This window comes from Paenibacillus terricola (genome assembly GCF_014779765.1).
Lineage (GTDB): Bacteria > Bacillota > Bacilli > Paenibacillales > Paenibacillaceae > Paenibacillus_T > Paenibacillus_T terricola.
This window is the reverse complement of record NZ_JACXZA010000001.1, coordinates 1431753-1452137: the sequence shown is the minus strand read 5'-3', so window position 1 is coordinate 1452137 and position 20385 is coordinate 1431753. Positions and strand designations below refer to the sequence as shown.

The 20385-nt window shown below is 44.7% G+C and carries 21 protein-coding genes; 8 read left to right on the top strand and 13 right to left on the bottom strand.

Features of this window, described 5'->3' with window-relative positions; genetic code table 11:
• The first annotated feature begins 8 nt into the window (after positions 1-8).
• Together H8B09_RS06415 and H8B09_RS06410 are read left to right on the top strand one after the other, a co-directional pair.
• Entirely contained in the window at positions 9-950 is a 942-nt protein-coding gene (locus H8B09_RS06415) for a hypothetical protein (RefSeq protein ID WP_191202574.1), read from the top strand.
• Between the two features lie 204 nt (positions 951-1154).
• A complete protein-coding gene (locus H8B09_RS06410) occupies positions 1155-1388 on the top strand; it encodes an NHLP leader peptide family RiPP precursor (protein ID WP_191202573.1) in 234 nt (77 codons plus the stop codon).
• Between the two features lie 125 nt (positions 1389-1513).
• Here H8B09_RS06410 and H8B09_RS06405 read toward each other — a convergent pair whose 3' ends face one another.
• The 3 genes from H8B09_RS06405 to H8B09_RS06395 all read right to left on the bottom strand — a co-directional run bounded on the left by H8B09_RS06405 (position 1514) and on the right by H8B09_RS06395 (position 5068).
• Positions 1514-3433, bottom strand: coding sequence for an ATP-binding protein (locus H8B09_RS06405; RefSeq protein ID WP_191202572.1), 1920 nt, complete (start codon positions 3431-3433; stop codon positions 1514-1516).
• A 404-nt stretch (positions 3434-3837) separates the two neighbouring features.
• The gene (locus H8B09_RS06400; RefSeq protein ID WP_191202571.1) at positions 3838-4623 is read right to left on the bottom strand and encodes an arylamine N-acetyltransferase family protein; all 786 of its coding nucleotides are present in this window, start codon (positions 4621-4623) and stop codon (positions 3838-3840) included.
• Between the two features lie 7 nt (positions 4624-4630).
• Positions 4631-5068 (bottom strand): MerR family transcriptional regulator, encoded by a 438-nt coding sequence (locus H8B09_RS06395; RefSeq protein WP_191202570.1) that lies wholly within the window; start codon positions 5066-5068, stop codon positions 4631-4633.
• A 169-nt stretch (positions 5069-5237) separates the two neighbouring features.
• Here H8B09_RS06395 and H8B09_RS06390 point away from each other — a divergent pair, with 169 nt between their 5' ends.
• Positions 5238-6089, top strand: coding sequence for an aldo/keto reductase (locus tag H8B09_RS06390; RefSeq protein WP_191202569.1), 852 nt, complete (start codon positions 5238-5240; stop codon positions 6087-6089).
• Between the two features lie 94 nt (positions 6090-6183).
• Here H8B09_RS06390 and H8B09_RS06385 read toward each other — a convergent pair whose 3' ends face one another.
• Together H8B09_RS06385 and H8B09_RS06380 are read right to left on the bottom strand one after the other, a co-directional pair.
• Complete coding sequence (locus tag H8B09_RS06385) at positions 6184-6519, bottom strand: hypothetical protein (protein ID WP_224753277.1); 336 nt, start codon at positions 6517-6519, stop codon at positions 6184-6186.
• A 242-nt stretch (positions 6520-6761) separates the two neighbouring features.
• The gene (locus H8B09_RS06380) at positions 6762-7343 is read right to left on the bottom strand and encodes a TetR/AcrR family transcriptional regulator (RefSeq protein ID WP_191202567.1); all 582 of its coding nucleotides are present in this window, start codon (positions 7341-7343) and stop codon (positions 6762-6764) included.
• Between the two features lie 300 nt (positions 7344-7643).
• Here H8B09_RS06380 and H8B09_RS06375 point away from each other — a divergent pair, with 300 nt between their 5' ends.
• From H8B09_RS06375 to H8B09_RS06365, 3 genes are all read left to right on the top strand, one after another.
• Positions 7644-8813, top strand: coding sequence for an MFS transporter (locus H8B09_RS06375; protein ID WP_224753376.1), 1170 nt, complete (start codon positions 7644-7646; stop codon positions 8811-8813).
• Between the two features lie 138 nt (positions 8814-8951).
• A complete protein-coding gene (locus H8B09_RS06370; RefSeq protein ID WP_191202566.1) occupies positions 8952-9233 on the top strand; it encodes an ArsR/SmtB family transcription factor in 282 nt (93 codons plus the stop codon).
• A gap of 178 nt (positions 9234-9411) precedes the next feature.
• Positions 9412-10623: an MFS transporter gene (locus tag H8B09_RS06365; protein WP_191202565.1), complete on the top strand. Its 1212-nt coding sequence runs from the start codon at positions 9412-9414 to the stop codon at positions 10621-10623.
• Between the two features lie 140 nt (positions 10624-10763).
• Here H8B09_RS06365 and H8B09_RS06360 read toward each other — a convergent pair whose 3' ends face one another.
• The 3 genes from H8B09_RS06360 to H8B09_RS06345 form a co-directional block, all read right to left on the bottom strand.
• Entirely contained in the window at positions 10764-11339 is a 576-nt protein-coding gene (locus tag H8B09_RS06360) for a dihydrofolate reductase family protein (RefSeq protein ID WP_191202564.1), read from the bottom strand.
• Between the two features lie 318 nt (positions 11340-11657).
• Positions 11658-11915, bottom strand: a complete 258-nt coding sequence (locus H8B09_RS06350) for a hypothetical protein (RefSeq protein ID WP_191202562.1) — start codon at positions 11913-11915, stop codon at positions 11658-11660.
• 134 nt (positions 11916-12049) lie between these two features.
• Positions 12050-12673, bottom strand: coding sequence for a hypothetical protein (locus H8B09_RS06345; protein WP_191202561.1), 624 nt, complete (start codon positions 12671-12673; stop codon positions 12050-12052).
• Between the two features lie 155 nt (positions 12674-12828).
• Between H8B09_RS06345 and H8B09_RS06340 the strand changes: the two genes are divergently transcribed.
• Positions 12829-14067 (top strand): RNA polymerase sigma factor, encoded by a 1239-nt coding sequence (locus H8B09_RS06340; RefSeq protein WP_191202560.1) that lies wholly within the window; start codon positions 12829-12831, stop codon positions 14065-14067.
• A 213-nt stretch (positions 14068-14280) separates the two neighbouring features.
• The gene (locus tag H8B09_RS31180) at positions 14281-14577 is read left to right on the top strand and encodes a helix-turn-helix transcriptional regulator (RefSeq protein ID WP_397376051.1); all 297 of its coding nucleotides are present in this window, start codon (positions 14281-14283) and stop codon (positions 14575-14577) included.
• A 237-nt stretch (positions 14578-14814) separates the two neighbouring features.
• Here the strand turns inward: H8B09_RS31180 and H8B09_RS06335 are convergent, their stop codons facing one another.
• From H8B09_RS06335 to H8B09_RS06315, 5 genes are all read right to left on the bottom strand, one after another.
• Positions 14815-15108 carry a hypothetical protein gene (locus H8B09_RS06335; RefSeq protein ID WP_191202559.1) on the bottom strand — a complete coding sequence of 98 codons (294 nt, stop codon included), beginning with the start codon at positions 15106-15108 and terminating at the stop codon, positions 14815-14817.
• A 180-nt stretch (positions 15109-15288) separates the two neighbouring features.
• Complete coding sequence (locus H8B09_RS06330; RefSeq protein WP_191202558.1) at positions 15289-17376, bottom strand: HelD family protein; 2088 nt, start codon at positions 17374-17376, stop codon at positions 15289-15291.
• Between the two features lie 189 nt (positions 17377-17565).
• The gene (locus H8B09_RS06325; RefSeq protein ID WP_191202557.1) at positions 17566-18519 is read right to left on the bottom strand and encodes a glycoside hydrolase family 43 protein; all 954 of its coding nucleotides are present in this window, start codon (positions 18517-18519) and stop codon (positions 17566-17568) included.
• A gap of 60 nt (positions 18520-18579) precedes the next feature.
• Positions 18580-19383: a carbohydrate ABC transporter permease gene (locus H8B09_RS06320; RefSeq protein ID WP_397376050.1), complete on the bottom strand. Its 804-nt coding sequence runs from the start codon at positions 19381-19383 to the stop codon at positions 18580-18582.
• A 46-nt stretch (positions 19384-19429) separates the two neighbouring features.
• Complete coding sequence (locus H8B09_RS06315) at positions 19430-20326, bottom strand: carbohydrate ABC transporter permease (RefSeq protein WP_191202555.1); 897 nt, start codon at positions 20324-20326, stop codon at positions 19430-19432.
• Positions 20327-20385: the final 59 nt, after the last annotated feature.

Sequence of the window (20385 nt, the reverse complement as noted above, 5' to 3'; positions counted from 1 at the left end):
AGGATACGATGTCATGGAGATCCGATTACGAACATGAACTTGCCCACGTGTTCCGGGAAGCGGAACGGCTGATCGATGCCTTCCCGGCACCGCTAAATGACAAAGGGCGCGAATATTTGCAAGCCTTCAACCCGCTGAATCCTTCCGGAACGAAGAACCATATCTGCTACTTGCTTCCGTTTTGGATGCAGCCCATTACAGAGTTGGATTCACGGTGTTATCGCGATTTGTCGCTCGCCAACGTATTCGTCATGCTATATTTTTTCATCCAGGACGATCTCATGGATACCGCCCCGTCCGATTGGAAAGAACAGCTGGCACTTGGTAATTTGTTTCATCTAAGCATGCTGGACCTGTACCGCGCGATGTTTGAAAGCAGCTCCCCTTTTTGGAACTATTACCGCTCTTACGTGACGGACTGGTCCATTGAAGTTGCCTATGAGAGTACTTCCGTCAGCCTATCTCCGGCCAAGCTCGCGCAAAAGGCGGCGCCCGTCAAATTGGCGAGCACCGGCGCCTTGCTTCTCGCCGGTCGCCGCGAGCTTGAACCCGCCGTTTCCGAGGCAGTCGATCTTGTATTGGCTACGCTGCAACTGTCTGACGATTGGGCCGATTGGGAAGAGGACTTCGACTTGCATAACGCCAACAGCCTGATCGGCATGATTGCTTCCGAGAAAGCGGTGTCCCCTTCCCTGATTACTAGAACCGATATCAGGAATGCCATCTACATCGACAACGCCTTAAGCCGTTACTCGCAGATTACGCAAGCGAATGGCGAGGCTTTTGTTAGACTGGAGCTTTCTCTTCCCCATTTGGCCGCGTTCCATTCTCATTTAGCTGACAAGCTGACGGAGGCGGGCGATCATTTAAGCCAAATGAAGTTACAACTGCTCGGTGGCGGATTTACGTACTGGCTTTCGCAAAATAAACCTTCCATTTCCGGCAATTAACATGCTAAATAACGATGTTGAAAATTTGCCGGAAAAGTGGCATTGGATGATGACAACAGCACGATCGGCAGCGGAGGTTTCCGTCAAATTTCCCTTTTTTCAGCGCAATAATTGTCACATTCTAGCGATTCATGGTAGATTTGTCCTAATAATAGTGATAAACTTTTTCATGGTAGTATATTCCTATTAAAGAGGTGCAGCCCGATGTCTGAACAAGAGTTGCAGCAACAGATTATCGAGAAAGCATGGTCCGACGAATCTTTCAAAGCCAAATTGCTGGCGGACCCCAAAGCAGCGTTGAAAGAAGCTTTCAATCTGACTTTGCCGGAAGACGTGGAACTGGTCGTCATCGAAGAAACGCCTTCCAAGCTCGCGCTCGTCATCCCTCCGAATCCGGGTGACACCGCTACAACGGAAAGCGAACTCAGTACTTGGTAATGCTCAGTGGAAGACGAGACAATTGTGCTGTCCTTTAGCGGCGCGGTGAGTTCCTTTAAAGCCAGGCTATCAGCATACGTGATCGTTTTGTTACAGTCTAATATTCATACAAACAAACGCGAAGGTCATATAGAGACCTTCGCGTTTGTTTCTATATAGCGCGCAGCCGGGAAACGAATCATCGCTTCGGTGCCGACGCCCTTCTGACTCTTGAATTTTATCGTCCCCTGCATGACCTCGATGATCCTGAACGTCACCATGAGCCCAAGACCGGTTCCCTTGGTTTTGTTGGTGAAATATGGTTCCCCCAACCTTTCGAGTATACGCTCATCCATCCCGGCGCCACTGTCCGCAATATGAATGACGACCTGTTCGCGTTCCTCGTATGCCCAAATCTTCACGACGCCGGAGCCTTCCAGCGCTTCGATGCTATTCTTAATGATGTTAATCAATGCCTGCTTCAACTTCGAGGAATTACCTATGATCCGCAGCGAACGAGGCACGCTCATCTCCAAGCGGCCGCCCTGAAGGTTGGCCAGGGGGACGATAATGCCTTCCACGTGCTTGAATTCATCCGCTAAATCCAATTCGTGCACCTGTTCCATCTGCGGCTTCGCAAAGGTAAGGAAATCGGTAATGATCGTCGAAGCTCGGTCAAGCTCGTCGATGGCAAGCTTGTAAAAGTTTTCGGTATTCGGCGCGATGACGTGGCGTTTCTCGAGTATTTGCAGCATGCCGCGCGTGACCTGAAGCGGGTTGCGGACCTCGTGCGCTACGGAAGCCGCTAGCTGGCTGATAATCTCCATTTTCTCCGAACGCTGCAGCTCGGAGTTGTAATTTTCCAAATCCCGCGAGTAGGTAATGATCAATTTATGTTGATAGGAGATTCGACGCCCGAGCAGCACGATGAGCGATAGCACGAAGGCAACCAGCCCCCATTTCCACCACGACAGGTCGTACGTCTTGGAAGACGCGTAGAATTTCAACAATTCCGCCACGCTGACCGATGCAAAAATAGCCAATCCGATAGAGAGGATAATCGAATCGATATTACGATTCCACAGTTGCCTGACCAGAATGATGATTATCAGGATAAATTGGGCCAGCATGATCATGCCGATAAACGTAACCGATACGAAAAAGTAAAAGTGCTGAAACGCATAAACCGACGCCCAGTTGACGGTCAACGCAATGATTCCAAAGCTGGAATAGGCGATCTGGAGCCGGCGGAAATGCTTGACGATGCCTCGATAGCCGCTTCCGAACAACAGCTCAAAAAATATCATCAAGGACGGCAAGAACAAGTATAAAGACAGATCGAACATCCCTTGATAAATGAAACCGTACTCTCCGTAGAAGGTGTACAGGAACGGCGAGTACCCGATCAATAACCCGCCGATCGGCAGAATGATAAAGCACAGCGCGAGCCAGATCTTCAACAGATTCCGATCGAGAAAAACCGAGCATACGAGCATGACAAAGGCGATGAATACAAAAGCGCTGCCCAAGATGATGTCGAGTAAATCGAATTTCGCGTACAAACGCATGAGATCCTGGTAATCCGAGATATTAATTCCGCGTCCGAGGCCCAATCTGTCCGTTTGGCTTTCCAGATGCATGACTAGCTCTTGGCCGGTATTATAATTCTCAAGCGGAATCAAAACGCGGTTCAGATCGAACCAATGTTTGCGTTCCGAATGAAAGACCTCTTCCCCACCCAGAAAAACGGTGATGTTCTGCGCATAAATCGAATGAAAGAACACCCCTTGGTTCTTTCCGAATTCGGGAAGCTTGATTCGGATCCATGCGGACACCGCATGTTCCGGTTTGGATACTGCCGGCTCCGATGCCTGTATGTCCTGCCACCCATCAGCTTTCAACGCCTGATCGGGCACTGCAAGCCGATCCGCTTTCGTCTCCCATTTGATCTGCCAGGATGAGATTGAAGAATCTGCCGAAGCCGGGTATGCTCCCGCGGGATTCGGCAAGATCAGGAAGATAGTCGCTATGATCAGAAAAATCCGGATGAATATGTTTAAACTCATTCCTGCCGACACCTCAACACCTAGGTAAATTTAACTACGCCCGCCTTCTATAATTCGACTATATTCCAAGGTTTGCCTGCCTGATATTCGACATAAAAATAAATATCTTTCATTCTTATTCTCGTACAGGTCAATTTTACCTCAATGAGGCTCTGAACAGCATAAAAAAACCGCGAATTGCGGCTTTTTTTGTCAAATCGGGCAATAGAATGACTATTGTTCCAGTAAACCTCAGTCTTATATCTCCTTGTACCTCCCCGAAATCAATCTTTAGAAGCGCTCGAAAGGCGAAACAGTAAGGAGTTGAAACCTTCTGAGCGCTTGGTTTTGTGTCCGTAGTCATCATCAATATTGATATGTAAAAGGCGCCCTCTCAATGGAGAGAACGCCTTTTTTAAATTGATTTAGAACTTCCAGTCAAAATGCGTCTTCAGTAACTCTTTAAACATTTCATCATTAACCTCTTGTTTATGTTCGATACCATCTATCCACTGCGTAAAGGAAGAATTCGTTAACGTAATAGTCCCTCGATCTGTTCGTTTAGTCAATAAGGGTTTCTTGTTAAAGCGTGATTGCGGATGGTGAGTGATTATGCTCTGTACGTCATCTAATTCTGACAAGTCCTTTATCTCCTTGGTTGAATCAAATGCATATCCTACATTCCAATCATCATGTTTATGCTTCAACTTCATATGCAGCAGGCAATCTCCGTGCTCATTGTTTACTTTTTCCACTCTAAATTCGCCGTTGTCCGATACAACGACATCCCCATTTAAAGGAACCGGTTTTAAAGGGAGGTTCCCTCCAAATCCAGAGTCGACAATATACGGTTGCCCATTGTGTTCAATTAAATTGATGATATGCGTTCTTCCACTAGCGCTCCATTGGTTTTCATTATGGTCATAGGTGATACCTCTAATCATCGTTGCATGAAATCCGTTCTCGCATAGGAAGTAATAAAGAACCGTATTCAGTTCATAGCACAAGCCTCCCTCTTTACGAAGGATCATTTTGTTATATAGATTGTCCATAGTGATAGGAGTGTTTCGATTCTCAATAATGCTCAGATTTTCAAAGGGTATTTCTTTGGCCATCTTGATTAAGACATCATCTAATTTCTCGAACGTAATTGGTTCATTTTCTGGAATTCCTAGTCTTTGACGAAGGATTGGACGAATTAATTTGTTCATAAGTCAATTACCTCTTCGAGTAAAATACGTCACTATGCATATGCTTGATTTTGTCCCAGTTACCAGGATTCATCGTGTCTGGAGAGTTGTGCTCCAGAATGGCCTGATATAGTAGGGTTTTTTGTTCCAAATGGGCAACGTGCTGTTTGGCTTCTTCAAGCCTAGCGATCGCCTCCTTTTTATGCTCCATCATGAGTGAATAACGTTGTGAGAGGGTCGTATCCCCTTCAAGACAGAGATCAACGTACATTTTGATAACTTCAATCGGCATCCCGGATTGCTTGAGGCATTTGATGCCATGCAGCCAGTTGATCGATTCATCATCAAACATCCGAATATTGTTTTTATTACGTTGTACGCTTGGCACCAGACCTTTATCCGTGTAAAAGCGTACTGCGTGCTCGGTGAGTCCCGTTATTTGAACGGCTTCTTTGACTGTATACATGTGAATCCCCCCTTGGAAAATAAATATTATAATAGCTTGACTTCGTGTTACACGAAGGTTCTAAGCTTAGTGTAACGCAAACGGGTCGTAACTGGAACCCCCGCTACAGCGTCCGATTTAGGGGGAACGCCGTTTGCTGTTATACATTTGAACACTGGGAGGAATTACAATGCAATCCGTAACATTAAACAATGGTGTGAAAATGCCGATCATCGGCTTCGGTGTTTACCAAGTTCCTGATGCTGAAGAATGCGAGAAGGCCGTATATGAAGCGCTGGTAGCTGGTTACCGCTTAATCGATACTGCCTCCGGTTATCTGAATGAGGAAGCGGTGGGTCGTGCGATCAAGCGCAGCGGTATACCACGTGAGGAGCTGTTCATCACAACCAAGCTTTGGGTTCAGGATGCCAACTACGAGAGTGCCAAGCTGGCGTTTGCCAAATCCCTGAAGAAACTCCAGCTCGACTATCTGGATTTATACCTTATTCACCAGCCTTTCGGCGATTACTATGGCGCTTGGCGTGCAATGGAAGAGCTGTACCGTGAAGGCAAAATCAAGGCAATCGGGGTCAGCAATTTCCTGCCCGACCGTTTGATGGACCTTATCGTGCATAACGAAATCGTGCCCGCCGTCAATCAAATCGAAACGCACCCGTTCTATCATCAGATCGAGAGCACCGCTTTTATGAAAGAGCAGGGAGTGCAGCACCAGTCATGGGCACCATTCGCTGAAGGACTTAACAACTTGTTTGGGAACGAAGTGCTGGCCTCAATTGCAGAAAAACACAACAAGTCCGTCGCCCAAGTTGTGCTTCGCTGGCTTGTTCAGCGTGGAGTCGTTGTAATCCCGAAGTCGGTGAAAAAAGAAAGGATCGTCGAGAACTTTAACATTTTCGATTTTGAATTGAGCAAGGACGACATCGAACAAATTTCCACTCTCGATACGCGGAAAAGTCTTTTCTTATCGTACCATGACCCGGAAGTCGCCAAGATGATGGGGAACTGGAAAATCGATCTGTAAACTTGATTAAGCTCTAATGTTGATTTTTAAGCATAAGAAAACCGCCTTGATGTATAAGGCGGTTTATGGCGCTAATGGCTTAATAAATCATATTTTATGTAAGGCCTTGTTTAATTTTACCGACAATAGTTTTTTTATCCAAATCAACAAAAACTACAAGGTTCCCTGAAGAATTATTTTCAGTGTGTTTAAAAGTAACGGAGTATACTTCTTCTTTATTATATTTTTTATCAATCACAGCTTTTATTTCGTCATTCACCGTTACTTTATTTACAATAGAATCTTTAGGGCTTACAGGTATTAATTCCGATTCTTCATCAGTAAGAGCAGCATATGCTACCATCTCAATAGGGGTTTCTTGTTTAGATTCAATTAAACCACAGCTCGTCATAGTCAATACTAAAAAAAGTAGTATTGTAGTCTTTCTCAAGCTATCCCTCCAGTAAATTCCCATTTTATAAAATCATGACGTAAAAAGACTCTGAAAAGTTACGTTATCAAGGGCAGAGCTTACGCGTCGTGGCTGATCCGCTCCTTCTGTTCGGCAATCGAATACTCTCCTATATAAAAAGGAAAATGATCCACGAATCCCGTGGATTATTTTCCTTTTTACCAAACTTCCTTGAAGCCGATTATTTCGCGAATAGATGTTGAAGCACCTATTTGCAGAAATCATCTTAATAATGTAAGTATTTCCTTTACCGAATTATCAACAAACAATCGTTCTGGACGAGATTTCATAAACACTGTAAGTCCTATCAAAGAAACGACTAATGTTTGTGCTAAACGCTTAGCGTTTATACCGCTTTCAAGCTCCCCTGAGCGCAAACCTCGCTCAATCGTTTCTTGAAATATTACCGATAGATACATCTGATGTTCCCTTGTTAGGATTTCAAATTTCTCATCATGTGGCGAGAGTTCCACCATCGAATTGATGCAAAAACAACCCCAGTTTGGACTTTTTCCATATTCCTTTGCCACTATATTTTCAAAAAAAGCACGGAATGCCTCTTTAACAGAAGAATTATTCTGAAGATTGGCGCGAACATATGCAGCATGGGCGCTTGTATATTTGCGCAAAGCAGCTTCGAATAGTCCTTTTTTGTCTCCAAAGGTGGAGTATATGCTTGGTCTCTGAATGCCCATTCTTGATGTTAAGTCGCTTAAAGAGGCAGCTTCAAACCCTTTTTCCCAAAATAGATGCATAGCTGCATCCAATGCCTTTTCCCTATCAAATTCGCGTTGTCGAGCCATATCGTCCCCCTCTTTTCATACTTATTGGTATAATATTATTTTATGAAAATAAGACAAACCTGTCAATTAAATTAAGCTTATACAGTTTACACCCTGGTCTATATAGGAATTTGTTGACAGAAATCTTTTTTGGAGTTATATTTGCCAAACATAATTTCATACCAATCAGTATGTTATAACAGGAAATCTAAGGAGGCGTTATGTTTGGAAAAGGTTGTTGAAGAACCAGCTATCATTACCATGGATGACAAAGACAATCATGTTGACCTAGCTCAAGACACGCTAATAGCATCAGGATCAATGCCCGTATCTTTAATGTCTCGTAAAATGGCATTCTTATTTGCAATCGCCTGCGGACTGGCAGTCGCCAACATATATTATGCGCAACCGCTGCTGGACGCTATTTCAAACGAATTTGGCATTACTCATTCATCCGTCGGCATTGTTGTTACAATCACTCAAGCTTGTTACGCAATTGGACTGCTATTGCTAGTGCCACTCGGTGATTTATTAAATCGACGTTGGCTAATAGCTGGACAGATGCTAGTGTCTGTGGTGGCTTTAATTGTCGTTGGCACCGCCCCCAACAACATAGTGTTATTCATAGGTATAGCTGCGATTGGATTGCTTGCTGTAGTGACACAGACGCTCGTTGCATTCGCGGCAACTTTAGCTGCCCCATCCGAACGTGGGCGTACTGTAGGAGTTGTGACAAGTGGCATCGTAATTGGTATTCTACTGGCGCGAACTTTCGCTGGAATATTAACGGATTTAGCCGGCTGGCGTTCTGTCTACCTTGTCTCTGCGCTATTAACGCTAATCATGGCATGTGTATTGTTTCGGGTGCTGCCGCATGATGAGCGCAGCAAAGAATCATTGTCCTACCTGCAGTTACTTCGTTCACTGCTCACGTTGTTCGCACAAGAACGAATCCTGAGAATCCGTGCTGCATTATGTCTTATGATTTTTACCGCTTTCAGTATATTATGGACTTCCCTAGTGCTGCCTCTCAGCACTCCACCGCTCTCTCTTTCACATACTGCGATTGGAGCGTTTGGTCTCGCTGGAGTTACAGGGGCACTAGCAGCAGCACGAGCAGGTCGCCTTGCCGATCGAGGTTTAGGGCAAAGGACAACAGGCGTGGCATTGATACTATTGCTTATATCATGGTTGCCAATAAGTTATACTCAACATTCGCTGCTCGCATTAATCATCGGTATTGTCCTTCTTGACTTGGCAGTACAGGCCGTACATGTCACTAACCAGAGCATGATCCTTCCGTTAGTTCCCGAGGCACGCAGCAGGCTTACTGCTGGTTACATGATTTTCTATTCTATTGGCAGCGCCACCGGGTCAATCGCATCTACCAGTGTCTATGCTTACACAGGTTGGAACGGAGTGTGCTTGTTAGGCGCAATTGTCAGTGCTTCGGCTCTTCTATTCTGGGCATTAACCCGCCGCCTCAAATGACTAAATTCGAAATGAATCTATATGCAAGTAAGAACGTAGAACCCACTAACTCGAATCAACTATTTACAACGGCTGCCGAGGTATGTTATTCTTGTTTCCATAAATTTCGAAATACATTTGCAAAGGCGGTGAGAACCCATGGTCGAGGATAACGAGGAAATCAAACAAGCAGTGAAAGTGTACAAAGCACTCGGAGAGCCGACCCGGATCAAAATAGCGATGCTTCTTAAGGAAGAAACGAGTCTCTGTTGTTCCGACATCGGTAATAAACTTGATTCCGTTCCAAATTCAACGCTGTCTCATCACTTGAAACAGCTCACAGAATGCGGCCTTCTCTCGCTGCGAAAAGACGGTACGTATATTTATTACAGTGTCAATAAAGAAATTGCTCTGAAGTATGCCCCTTATCTTCTGGGATAGCCCTTTTTGCATTCATTATTTCGATATATTTAGAAATACGAAATTATTATGAAGAGAAATACGGATAAGGAACCGTAGTCTTATGGGATATGCGTTTATCGTTTGCAGTTTATTTCTATATATCTAGAAATATAAAATTATTATTTTAAAAAGAGATAAGGATAAGGAGTTGGAACGTTTGTCTTACAATTTGAAAATATATATGCTGGCTTTAGTCAGCTTTCTGGTCGGCACATCAGAATTCATTATTGCCGGCATTCTGGATAAAGTATCCGACGATATCGGTGTCTCGGTTTCTGCGGCAGGACAGCTAATCACCGTCTTCTCCCTTGCTTACGGGTTCGGGACGCCATTCCTGATGGCAGCCGCCGCCAAAGTCGACCGCAAAAAGCTGATGCTATACGCGCTCTCGGTATTTATCGTTGGCAACGTCGCGGCTTACTTTTTCTCCGGCTTCGCCGCCCTCATCGTTTCCCGCGTTATCGTAGCGCTCAGCAGTGGCGTATTTGTCGTCACTGCACTCACGGTCGCTTCGAAGCTCGCCCCAGCGGAGAAGCAGGGCAGCGCCATCGCCACGCTCGTCATGGGCTTCAGTACCGCGCTGATCGTCGGCGTACCCCTCGGCAGACTAGTCGCTTCTGCTTATGACTGGAAACTGGTTTTCGGCGGCATCGGATTTCTCGGACTGTTAGCGCTTCTGCTCATCGTCTTTGCGATTCCGAGGACGGATGGTGAGCAGCCTGTACCGCTGCGCGACCAACTCAAGCTACTCAAGAATCCGAAAATCGCCGTCGCACTTGGCATTACATTTTTCTGGCTCGGCGGTTACTCCATCACTTATACGTACATTTCTCCCTTCCTGCTTGATATTACTGGAATGAGCGAGAAACTCGTAAGCATCGCACTGCTTGCGTTCGGAATCGCCAGTCTGATCGGCTCCAAGCTGGGCGGCTTTAGTACCGACCGTTGGGGATTCAAGCGTACTCTCGTGACCGGCATGCTGTTCCATTCAGTCTGGCTAGTCGTGATTTCGTTTGCCGCGCATTCGCCGTCGCTGATGTTCCCCCTGCTCATGCTCTGGTCACTATCCGCCTGGTCGTCTGGCCCGACGCAACAGTATCATCTGATCTCACTCGCGCCTGAAGCGACCAGCATTATGCTTAGTCTCAACAGCTCCGTCCTGCAGTTGGCCATGGCTGCCGGCGCGGGTATCGGCGGCATCATCGTGGAAAGTGCTTCATTGACCGCCATCACATGGATTGGTGCCGCCGGCGTCGCCGTCGCCGCGCTCATATCGGCCGGGGCCTTCGGTTACTTCAGCGCCGGCGCGGCTTCCCGGGTAGGCTCAAGTCCTCAAATAGACCAACCTGGCAGCACCGAACGCTCCTGACCCATCATCTCAAGAAGAAGCCCGCAGCTACCGTTTTGACAAGTAGGCTGCAGGCTTCTTTTCACAAGTCACGAATGTGCACGCTCATCAATAACTCATATATTAAACAGTTACTAGCGTAATCACCTAAAGAAACAAGGTCATCTAACCGTCTGGTAAGCGAGGCCTATGGCTCCAGAATCAAAGGTTTTGTTTTCGATTAGTTTAAGATTGATCTTCTCCTTAACACCTTGGAATAACGGCAATCCCTTACCGATCAGGACGGGAGAAACCGTAATTTTATACTCATCAATTAAATCAAGCTGCATTAGGTGGTGTGCTAACCTAGGACTTCCGAGGATGACCATATCCTTGCCTGGTTGCTGTTTGAGATTCTTGATCTCTTCCTCGACATCTTCTTTCACGAGTCTGGAATTATTCCATTCGACATGCTCCAGCGTCGTGGAAAAAACGATCTTGGCCGTTTTTTCGATCCACTCGGCATGATCCCGTTCATGCTGTGAAGCGGATGGGTCCGAAGGTACAGATGGCCAGTAACTGTGCATCATCTGATAAGTCCCACGTCCCCAAATGACAGTGTCGGCAGTACTCAGAATTTCTTTCGCATGTTTCTCCAAATCAGCATCATAGGAAATCCAGCCAATGTCCATTTCACCATTCGGTCCTTCTACAAAACCGTCAAGCGATGCGTGCAAAAATAGAACGAGCTTTCTCATTATTATTTCTCCTCCGATTACGAATTTTTGTTCGTTTATTTGGTCGTTAGACCGTATTTCATCCTGATGTTATGTTTATCATAAATCATTACGTTAGGTAAGGTTCAAGTGCAAATCTATCTTTAATGAATATGGTTTGCTTAATTTGTTCCTCTTCTGAACACTCTAGGGTATTGGGACCTTGTCCAGCAACATACACCGTATCTTTCACTCCAACTGTGAGTAGGCTAAACCAACCGAATTTTCTACGCCAAAATATTTCTTCAATTTCATTCCCCGAACATGTTGAGCTATAGTTCTCCTTTAGTTCAATCATCCTTATTTTATTTGTATTACATCATCTTTCAAATTCAACATATCCCAAAGGTCTATCTCTTCTAAGTCTGAACATCCAATAACGATTTCATATTGACAATTAGATTTATTTATTTCAGTTATTACGCCAGCAACATCCATAGATTTATTAAGGGAGACATGGATTTCCATTCCTTTATTTATTTGCCCTTCTAACAAAACCCCTTGAAAGATAAAAGCATTAACTGTCTTCAATGTTTGGATTACTTGGAACTGTGCCATAAATCCCTCCGCAATCTTACGACTTAAGGTTTGAGCTAACTATTCGGTGAACCGGTTGAACTTTCCTGCAGTTGAACAAAAAGCTGCCACTCATGCCGGTAGCTTCGACTTTGGAATTCAACTAAAGTCTCCTGTTAGTTCAATGCGTTTCGATATAGCATACAAGAATTATCAAGGATACACTGTCCTTCTGGCAATTTTTCATTCAATGATTGATTTATTAAGATAGCATAAAACTTATGTAATTTATTTTTGAAAGTAAGATTTGCAAAGTTATATTTTTCATTTGGCCATGCTTCATTAACATCAAACAAACCTATCATATCTTCTTCAATTGCTAAACCACCCACGCTAAAATTTAACGTTCTATAAAGTGAAATTAATAAACAGATAAACTCATCAATTTCTTCATCTCTTATACCTGGCTGTTTCCACTCTGAAGCATCTTCTTTAGCTCCGAAAAAACTCATTGAGAATGACAATAACTCCGAACTTATTTTCTCAACGAATAGTAAAGCTCTCCGTTGTCGGGTTGTGTGCACTGTTAAGTTGATTTCTATTCGATGGATCATCTTACTGTGGGGATCATCCTCATCAAAAGGATAGCCCTCGTAAAATTGCTGAATATACTCTGGCGAGTTGTGTACTTCTATTTTAACGTCAATATTGTTCAGTTTAGAGATGACATTTTCAATTATCGTTGGTTCATGAAATATGAAGCTAAGTTCTAAAAACGGTCCACCTTGTAACCAACTCATTAATAATCACCTCATTATTATTGCTATACCGCTTCGCTCTTTCGAAGTTTAGAAACAGTGGAAAAGCGTCACAAAAAAAATCATTTTAATACGATGTGGCTTTTTACCTCCCTTCGGTGTCTAAGGAATTGTACGTTCAGGAGGAGGTACTACAGGTGTCACGAGCTCAAGACAAAACGAAAATCCCTGTTCTTCCGGAGGAGCAGGAGCACATCCAGCATTTCGAAGCCATCTATGATCAATATCGAGAGAGAATTCGAAATTATATCGCAGTAAAAACAAATTCGGCAGCGGCCGATGACTTAACACAACAAGCTTTTTTAAAAGCAATGGAAAACTATTGCTCATTTAATCATAACTCCAGCATATTTACTTGGATATTCAAAATCGCGCAGAATATTGTCAAAAACGAGTATCGTAAGAGATCACGAAATAAAGAAATCATGCAAGAAATTATCGATTTTCAGTCCCAATCGATTTCTCTCGATATAGCTAGAGATGTCGATATCCGCATCGATATTAGTGCTGCATTGGCCCAATTGAATGCATTAGATCAGCAAATCATATCATTGCGTTTTTTCGTCGACTGCACTTTATTGGAGATATCCAAAATCATTGGGATGCCTGAAAGCGCGGTTAAGAACAGACTTTACCGTGCTTTAAACAAACTAAAAAAAGAATTAAAAGAATGGGGAGACATAACTATCATGTCTATCAAAGAAATGATATCGATTGTAGATAAAAACGAGGCATCCACCAAGAATGATGGTATGAACAAGGTATACCATGACTTATTTGAAGAACTGAAAAACAATGTTGAGCGAATTGTTACAACCTTTCGTCATCGACCTTCACAGAAAATCTCTATCGAAATCTATCCGGATCTGTCCACTTTTCATCAAGCAATAGGCGAACCGGATGCGCCTAATTGGTTCATGGGTACCTATGATCACAACAAAATTAAAATCGTATCCCCACTAAATCCGGGCCCTGAACATTCGTATCAATCGGTTCTACGACACACGATAAGCTTGTTTACGATGTGGTTAGTGACGGATATCAATCCGTTGGCACCGAAATGGCTTACTCATGGACTCGGCGGACATGAAGCCAAACAAATGTCGCAAGAATATATCCAGTATAGCACCTCCGAAGCGATTCAAAATGATGCCGTCCCTAGCTTTCAAGCTTTAACGAATGATACGTGGGATTTCGAGAAGATCGGAGGATATGCATTCTCGAATTTACTCATAGAATATCTCCTTCATTCTTACAGTTCAGATGCGCTCAACAAATTCATAAGCGATGCCACTGATTTTCAAGGCGCATTTCAAGTATCGGAAGCTGAGTTGCACGCGATGTGGGTGCAATATTTAAAATCTAGATTTTCTTAAATTCTAAATTAATATCTGACCATAACAAAACCACCTTCGACAAGGTGGTTTATTCTTTCGTCACCCGATAGCTTAATGCTATTGGTAACCAACTGATTTTATTTGTATAAACACTAGATAATTACAAAATAAAGTGTACAAAACATATGTTCTCCTGTAAAAATATTCTATCACACTATCCTGCTATTTGCTTAATGACAGTGACCAGACTTAATCTTTTTAAATTCACCAGACATTTACATTCAAAAGGTAAGGCGTCCTCCCTACCGGGAGAACACCATCGGCGGTTTTAGTGCTCCGTACTTTTCTCAGCTCTTTAAGAAACAAAAAGGAGTAACGCCTAATTTATACCGATCTGCAAACAAACGTATCAGATGGAGTAGTGCGCTCTACAACACATATTTATACTTGCTAAACTTCATAATAAAACCGTCCATCTGCTACGCCGATTTGTATGATATTTCGTACAAAACCTCTGCGATCGTCCATCTGCAATGCCCTTTTGTATGATATTTCGTACAATACCTATGCGACCGTCCATCTCGTGCGCTGATTTGTATGATATTTCGTACAACCCTCTGCCATCGCCCATCTCATGCGCCGATTTGTATGATTTTTCGTACAAAGCCTCTGCCATCACCCATCCCGAGCGCCGCTTTGTAGTGCATATTTCCGCATAGCAAAATAAGGGAGCAGCAAGCACTCCCCATTGGCATTAACCCCTATTTCATCAACAATCATTTTCAATCAATAATCATGCTTCATAAAGCTTTTTGCCAGATGTTCTGCTTCAGGGTCACGACTGCTCTTCTCATGGTTCTCAAGCACATCGATTTTGTAAGTTTCCCCATCCCTCATAGCTTCATAAATAAAATTCTGGGGATCTATTAAACCGGTAATTTCATGTCCGTATTCCTTCAAGAAGTGAGCATAGTCTTCTGCATTTGGTTCCTGATCTTCCTCCAGAAATAGCAGTCCTCGGAATTCCTTGGCCTCTTTACCGTGAATAACCTTGAAGTGTACGATATGTTCTTTTTTCATCCCAATCATGCCTCCCTAAGAGCAATTGCTCTTGTTGTGAGCGTGCGTTAACTCAACGATCATTCTCTTCTAATTATGAATGTTCACGGGGATGAAAATCAAACCACAATTTGATGAATACTTCACGAAAAAGCGCACTAAGCAGTCTTAGTACGCTTTCATTGCCTCTACTATGAACAATTAGTTATTATCAATCTTCACGAGCGGCGTCAATGCACCGCGATGAAGCAGCTGCAGCTTGTGAAGCGCACGCGTGCAACCAACGTAAAGCAGCTTCGCATCACCTTCGCGATATGCCTCTTCCCCAGCATCTGCAATCACCACTGCGTCAAACTCAAGTCCTTTGGACAGGTAGACAGGGACAACCGTCAGACCGCCCTTATAGGCGGGCTGCTTGCTTTGAACCAAGGATGGAGTAAGACTCGCATCCTGCAGCACGTTATAGATCGCTTCGCATTCCTTAGCCGTACGTCCAATTACCGCTACAGTCTGATAGACTCCCGTACCAAGCATCGCCTGTACAGATGCCAGCAACGTAGATTCCCATGAAGTTTCTTCACATGGAATCACATCCACAGGTTCACCGCTCCGGAACACCGGAGTCGCCGGCTTCACGCCGCCATCCATACCAGCTAACACGTGGTTCGCGAACTCGATAATTTCCATGGTTGAGCGATAACTGCGATCGAGCTCGTAATACCCGACAATCGATGAATCAAACAGATCCATCTGCTCGCTCCAGCGGCGAACGCCAGCATAATCATGAATACCCTGCTGCAAGTCGCCCAGTACGGTAAGCGAAGGCATGCGTTGGCACAGCGCCAGCGCCTCAAGCTGCATCGGCGAGTAGTCCTGCGCTTCGTCAATGACGATATGGTCGAACATCGGCGTGTCGAGACCATACATTCGAATGTGCAAATATACAAGCGGTGCCAAATCCTCCGGATCGACGACGCCGGCTTTCAGCTGCTGCACCGTCCGCTTGGCAATTGCCTTCGGCACATCCGCATGAGCATCCTTGCCATCAAACAAAGTGCGATACAGCTGCGGTGCGCTGTAGGATGGCATTTTCTTTACATAAGCGTTCAGCTTGGAGTTTGCCTTCGACTTCGCTGCCTTATCGGTTAGCCTACGTTCCTTCCACTCCGATTCCAGCCACCGCTTCATCCGGCTGGCCAGACGTTCGCGGCGTTTCATTAGTGGTTCGTCGCCGCCATAATCGGTCTCGAACCATTCGCGGATACGGACAGGCGACAAGGTAAGACCTGGATGCGGTTCGAACGGCACATCCGGAGCCATTCTCCGTTCCACGTCCTTCAGTTTCTCATCTAGCAGTTCACGAAACGCTGCACGTCCCTTGTATCGACCAGGCGCTTCATCACGTTCAACTTGCGTACGTTTCTCCTCGAACCAATGCTCAAGCGTATCTGCAGCGCTCACGAGCTTCACTTCATGATCCAGCAGTGCTATTGACCAATCCGCAAACGTTGTTTGCGCGATATCGCCAACCCCAAGCTCTGGCAGAACGCCGGATATATAATCGAGGAACATGGTGTTCGGTGCAAAAATGATCATGCGGTTCGCCGCGATCCGGCCCGCATATCGATACAGCAGATATGCGAGACGATGGAGCGCTACCGTTGTTTTACCCGAGCCCGCTACCCCTTGAATGAATAGCGCCTTGTTACGCTCGGCACGAATAATGTTGTCCTGCTCCTCTTGAATCGTTGACACGATGTCGCGCAGCTTATTGTCTTTTGATTCGCCGAGACGGTACAACAGAAACTCATCGGACGCCCCAACGTTGTCCGCGCCACGCACATAGCTGTCGACCACGCGAACAAGTTCACGCTGGCGTACGAGGATATTGCGCTTCAGCATGATTTCGCCCGTCTCTTCACCCTCAGGCGATTCGTACGTCACCGGACTTTCCCCGCCGCTGAACGAATAGAACAAGCTTGCGATCGGCGCACGCCAATCGATGACGAGCGGGTCAACTCCCTCGTCATCGCCTACGCCGGCTTTGCCAATGTAAAGCGGCTTCACATCACTGTCCTTCTCATGCTTATAATCGATACGGCCAAAATACGGCTCTCTCGCCGATACTTCCAGCCGTTGACGACGCTCCTCGCGCGTCGCGTCGAGCACTTGCTCGGTGTAGTCGTTGCCAAGATACCGGGGACCGATCCCGCCTAACTGCCGATCGATTTCTTGAAGAGTGTGGGTTAGCCGCTGCTCTTCCTCCGGATGAATGCTGTGAACGGACATAACTACCTCCATCAAATGTTTGTCTTTACTAACCGTAACTATTTAAAAAGGATAAATAGAATACCATTATTAAACGGACTATGCAACAGACAATACCATAAAATACGCTCCGTGGACAAAATAAACAGCCTCGAGATTCGAGGCTGCATGACGTACCGTTATTCAGTTATATCCGATTGGAACAAACGTTCACTGTGCGGAACGCGCAAGCGCTGCAATTGAGCCGCGGAAATCAGGTCTGCCGTCATCCGTCCACAATAGCTCCACTACAAATGTATGGCGATTCGGATCGTATAGAGGATCTCCTACAATGTCCTTGTACGTTCTGGCGTGGAACACAAACAACGTCTTCTCGTCGTCGGCTGACGCCGAAAAGCTATTATGACCGGGACCATACATCGAGATACTCTCATCTGTCGTGAGAACGGGCTCTTGCGACTTGCGCCATGAGGCGGCATCGAGTAAATCCGCATCGCTATCTGCTTCAAGCAGGCCCATGCAATAATTGAAATCAGTGGCGCTAGCCGAGTATGTGAGGAATACCCGATCCCCCTTGCGAACAAATGCCGCGCCTTCATTCACTTTGTAGCCGATGATCTCCCAATCATATTCCGGCGTGGAAATCATCGTTTGCGGCCCTGTCAACGTCCACGGATTGCTCATTTTGGAGATGTACAGATTGGAGTTGCCTTCGATTGATGGATCCTTTTGTGCCCATACATAATAGCGGCTGCCATTGTGCTCGAAGGTAGTTGCATCGAGGGCGAAGCTTTCCCAATCGGTAATAACTTGCCCTCGTTCCGTCCAGCTGCCTTCCAGTGGATTGGCACTGTCATTCTCTAGTACGTACATCCGATGGTCGAACAGACCATCCTTCGTTTCCGTCGTATGTGCCGCTGCAAAATAAACGTACCATTTGCCATCGATATAATGCAGTTCAGGCGCCCAAATATTGGCACTAAGAATACCCGTCTCGCGTTTTCTCCAGACCACAACTGGAGTTGCTGTAACAAGGCCCTCAAGGTCCTGTGCTCTACGGATTTCAATTCGATCATACTCTGGTACGGATGCCACGAAATAATAATAACCGTCCGAATGTCGGTGAATATAGGGATCTGCTCTTTGCACGATCAAAGGTTTCATGGTGTTATAACTCCTTCTGAGGGACTATTCAGCCTATTAATTGATTCGTAAGTTTAAATACTAACCTTTAACAGCACCTGCAGTCATACCGTCTATGAAATATCTCTGGAAAGCGATAAACAGAATGAAAATTGGAATGATGGAGAAGAAGGAACCCACGATCAATAGGTCATAGTTATTTCCATAAGGCGTTAACAGTGTTTTCAAACCGATTGGAAGCGTAAATTTACTCTGATCGCCAAGCACCATGAATGGCCAGAGCAGATTGTTCCAGCTGTTCATACCGTTCAGAATGGCCATTGCCGCAAAGGAAGGCTTCATAATCGGCATTATCAGTCTGAAATAAATCGCATATTCGTTAGCGCCATCAACCCGGCCAGATTGAATAATCTCTTTGGGTATGCTTCTTAGATATTGTCTGAAGAAGAATATCGTCCCGGCATTCGCTATACCTGGCAGAATGATCGCTGAATAGCTATTCACCAAATGCAAATCATTGATTAAGCTGTACAGAGGAACCAGCAAGATTTCGAAAGGCACCATCATAATGAGCAAAACGCATATAAAGAGGAAGTTCTTCCCTTTAAAATCATAGGCTGCAAACCCATAAGCAACAAATGCGCTTACAAATAGGGTTAAGACCACTTGAGCAATCGTTAAAAACATACTGTTCCAGAACCATGTGAAATAATCATGTGATCCAGTGAACAAATAGATGAAATTATCAAAGCTCATGATTTTAAAATCCAGACTTAAGTTAAGACCATATCTGATTAACGATTCACCTGGTTTAAAGGAAGAAAGGGCCACTGCATAGAATGGAATCATAATTATTACGAATAGTACAATAAAGAAACAAATCATGACGATTCTAGCAATTAAGTTGTTCTTCGATTGACTTGCGCCCATTTTAATCCTCCTCCTTCTTGAACATTCCACTGAATTTCAGCTGCGTTAAATTGATAACCATTGCAATGACTAACAATACGATACCAACTGCCGCTGCGTAACCCAGTTTATTCTTCTCAATCCCTTGTCTATACAGATATCCGACAATGGTTAAGCCGATATTTTTCGGTGAATTGTTACCGTTAAACATCATTAAGCTCTCGGTAAACATTGCTAGACCTGCATAAACGCTAATGGTCGTCACATATATCGTGGTCGGCTTCAATAATGGCATTGTAATGTTTTTGAATTTCTGCCATGCTGATGCCCCGTCAATTGAAGCAGCCTCATAATATTCATTGTCAATGCTCTTCAAGCCGGAAAGATAATAAAGCATATTAACGCCTGTCCATCTCCAACATGCAAGGATCAACAGCGCTGCCATACTCCATTCTCCGTTTTTCAAGAATTTAATAGGCTCTACTCCAAATAAACCTAGGAAACTGTTCATTAATGAGCCTTCCATTTCGCCGAAAGTAAGGCGGAAAATAGTACCCGCAACGGCGACAGACGTCAATGCAGGAAGAAAGAACGAAGATTTGAAAAACTCTCTTCCCATCATTAACTTACTGTTGATCATAACGGCGAATAACATTGGGAAAGGAATCAACAGCACTAAAGTTCCCAGCATGTACACAACGCTATTCTTAATAGCTGTCAGAAACACTTTATCTGTAAATAATTTCGAATAGTTCGCTTCGCCAACCCATTTGGGATCCTGTCCCAACATCCGATCTTGGAAACTCATGACGAATGAATTGGCAAGCGGATAAGACCAAAATATTAAGAATATGAGTATGAAGGGCAATACAAACACATAAGGCGCAACTTTTTGAGAGTATACAAATTTCTTTATCATATTCTCAATCTCCCTTGAGATTGATTAAACCTGCCGACCACTATACCTGCCGACAGGTT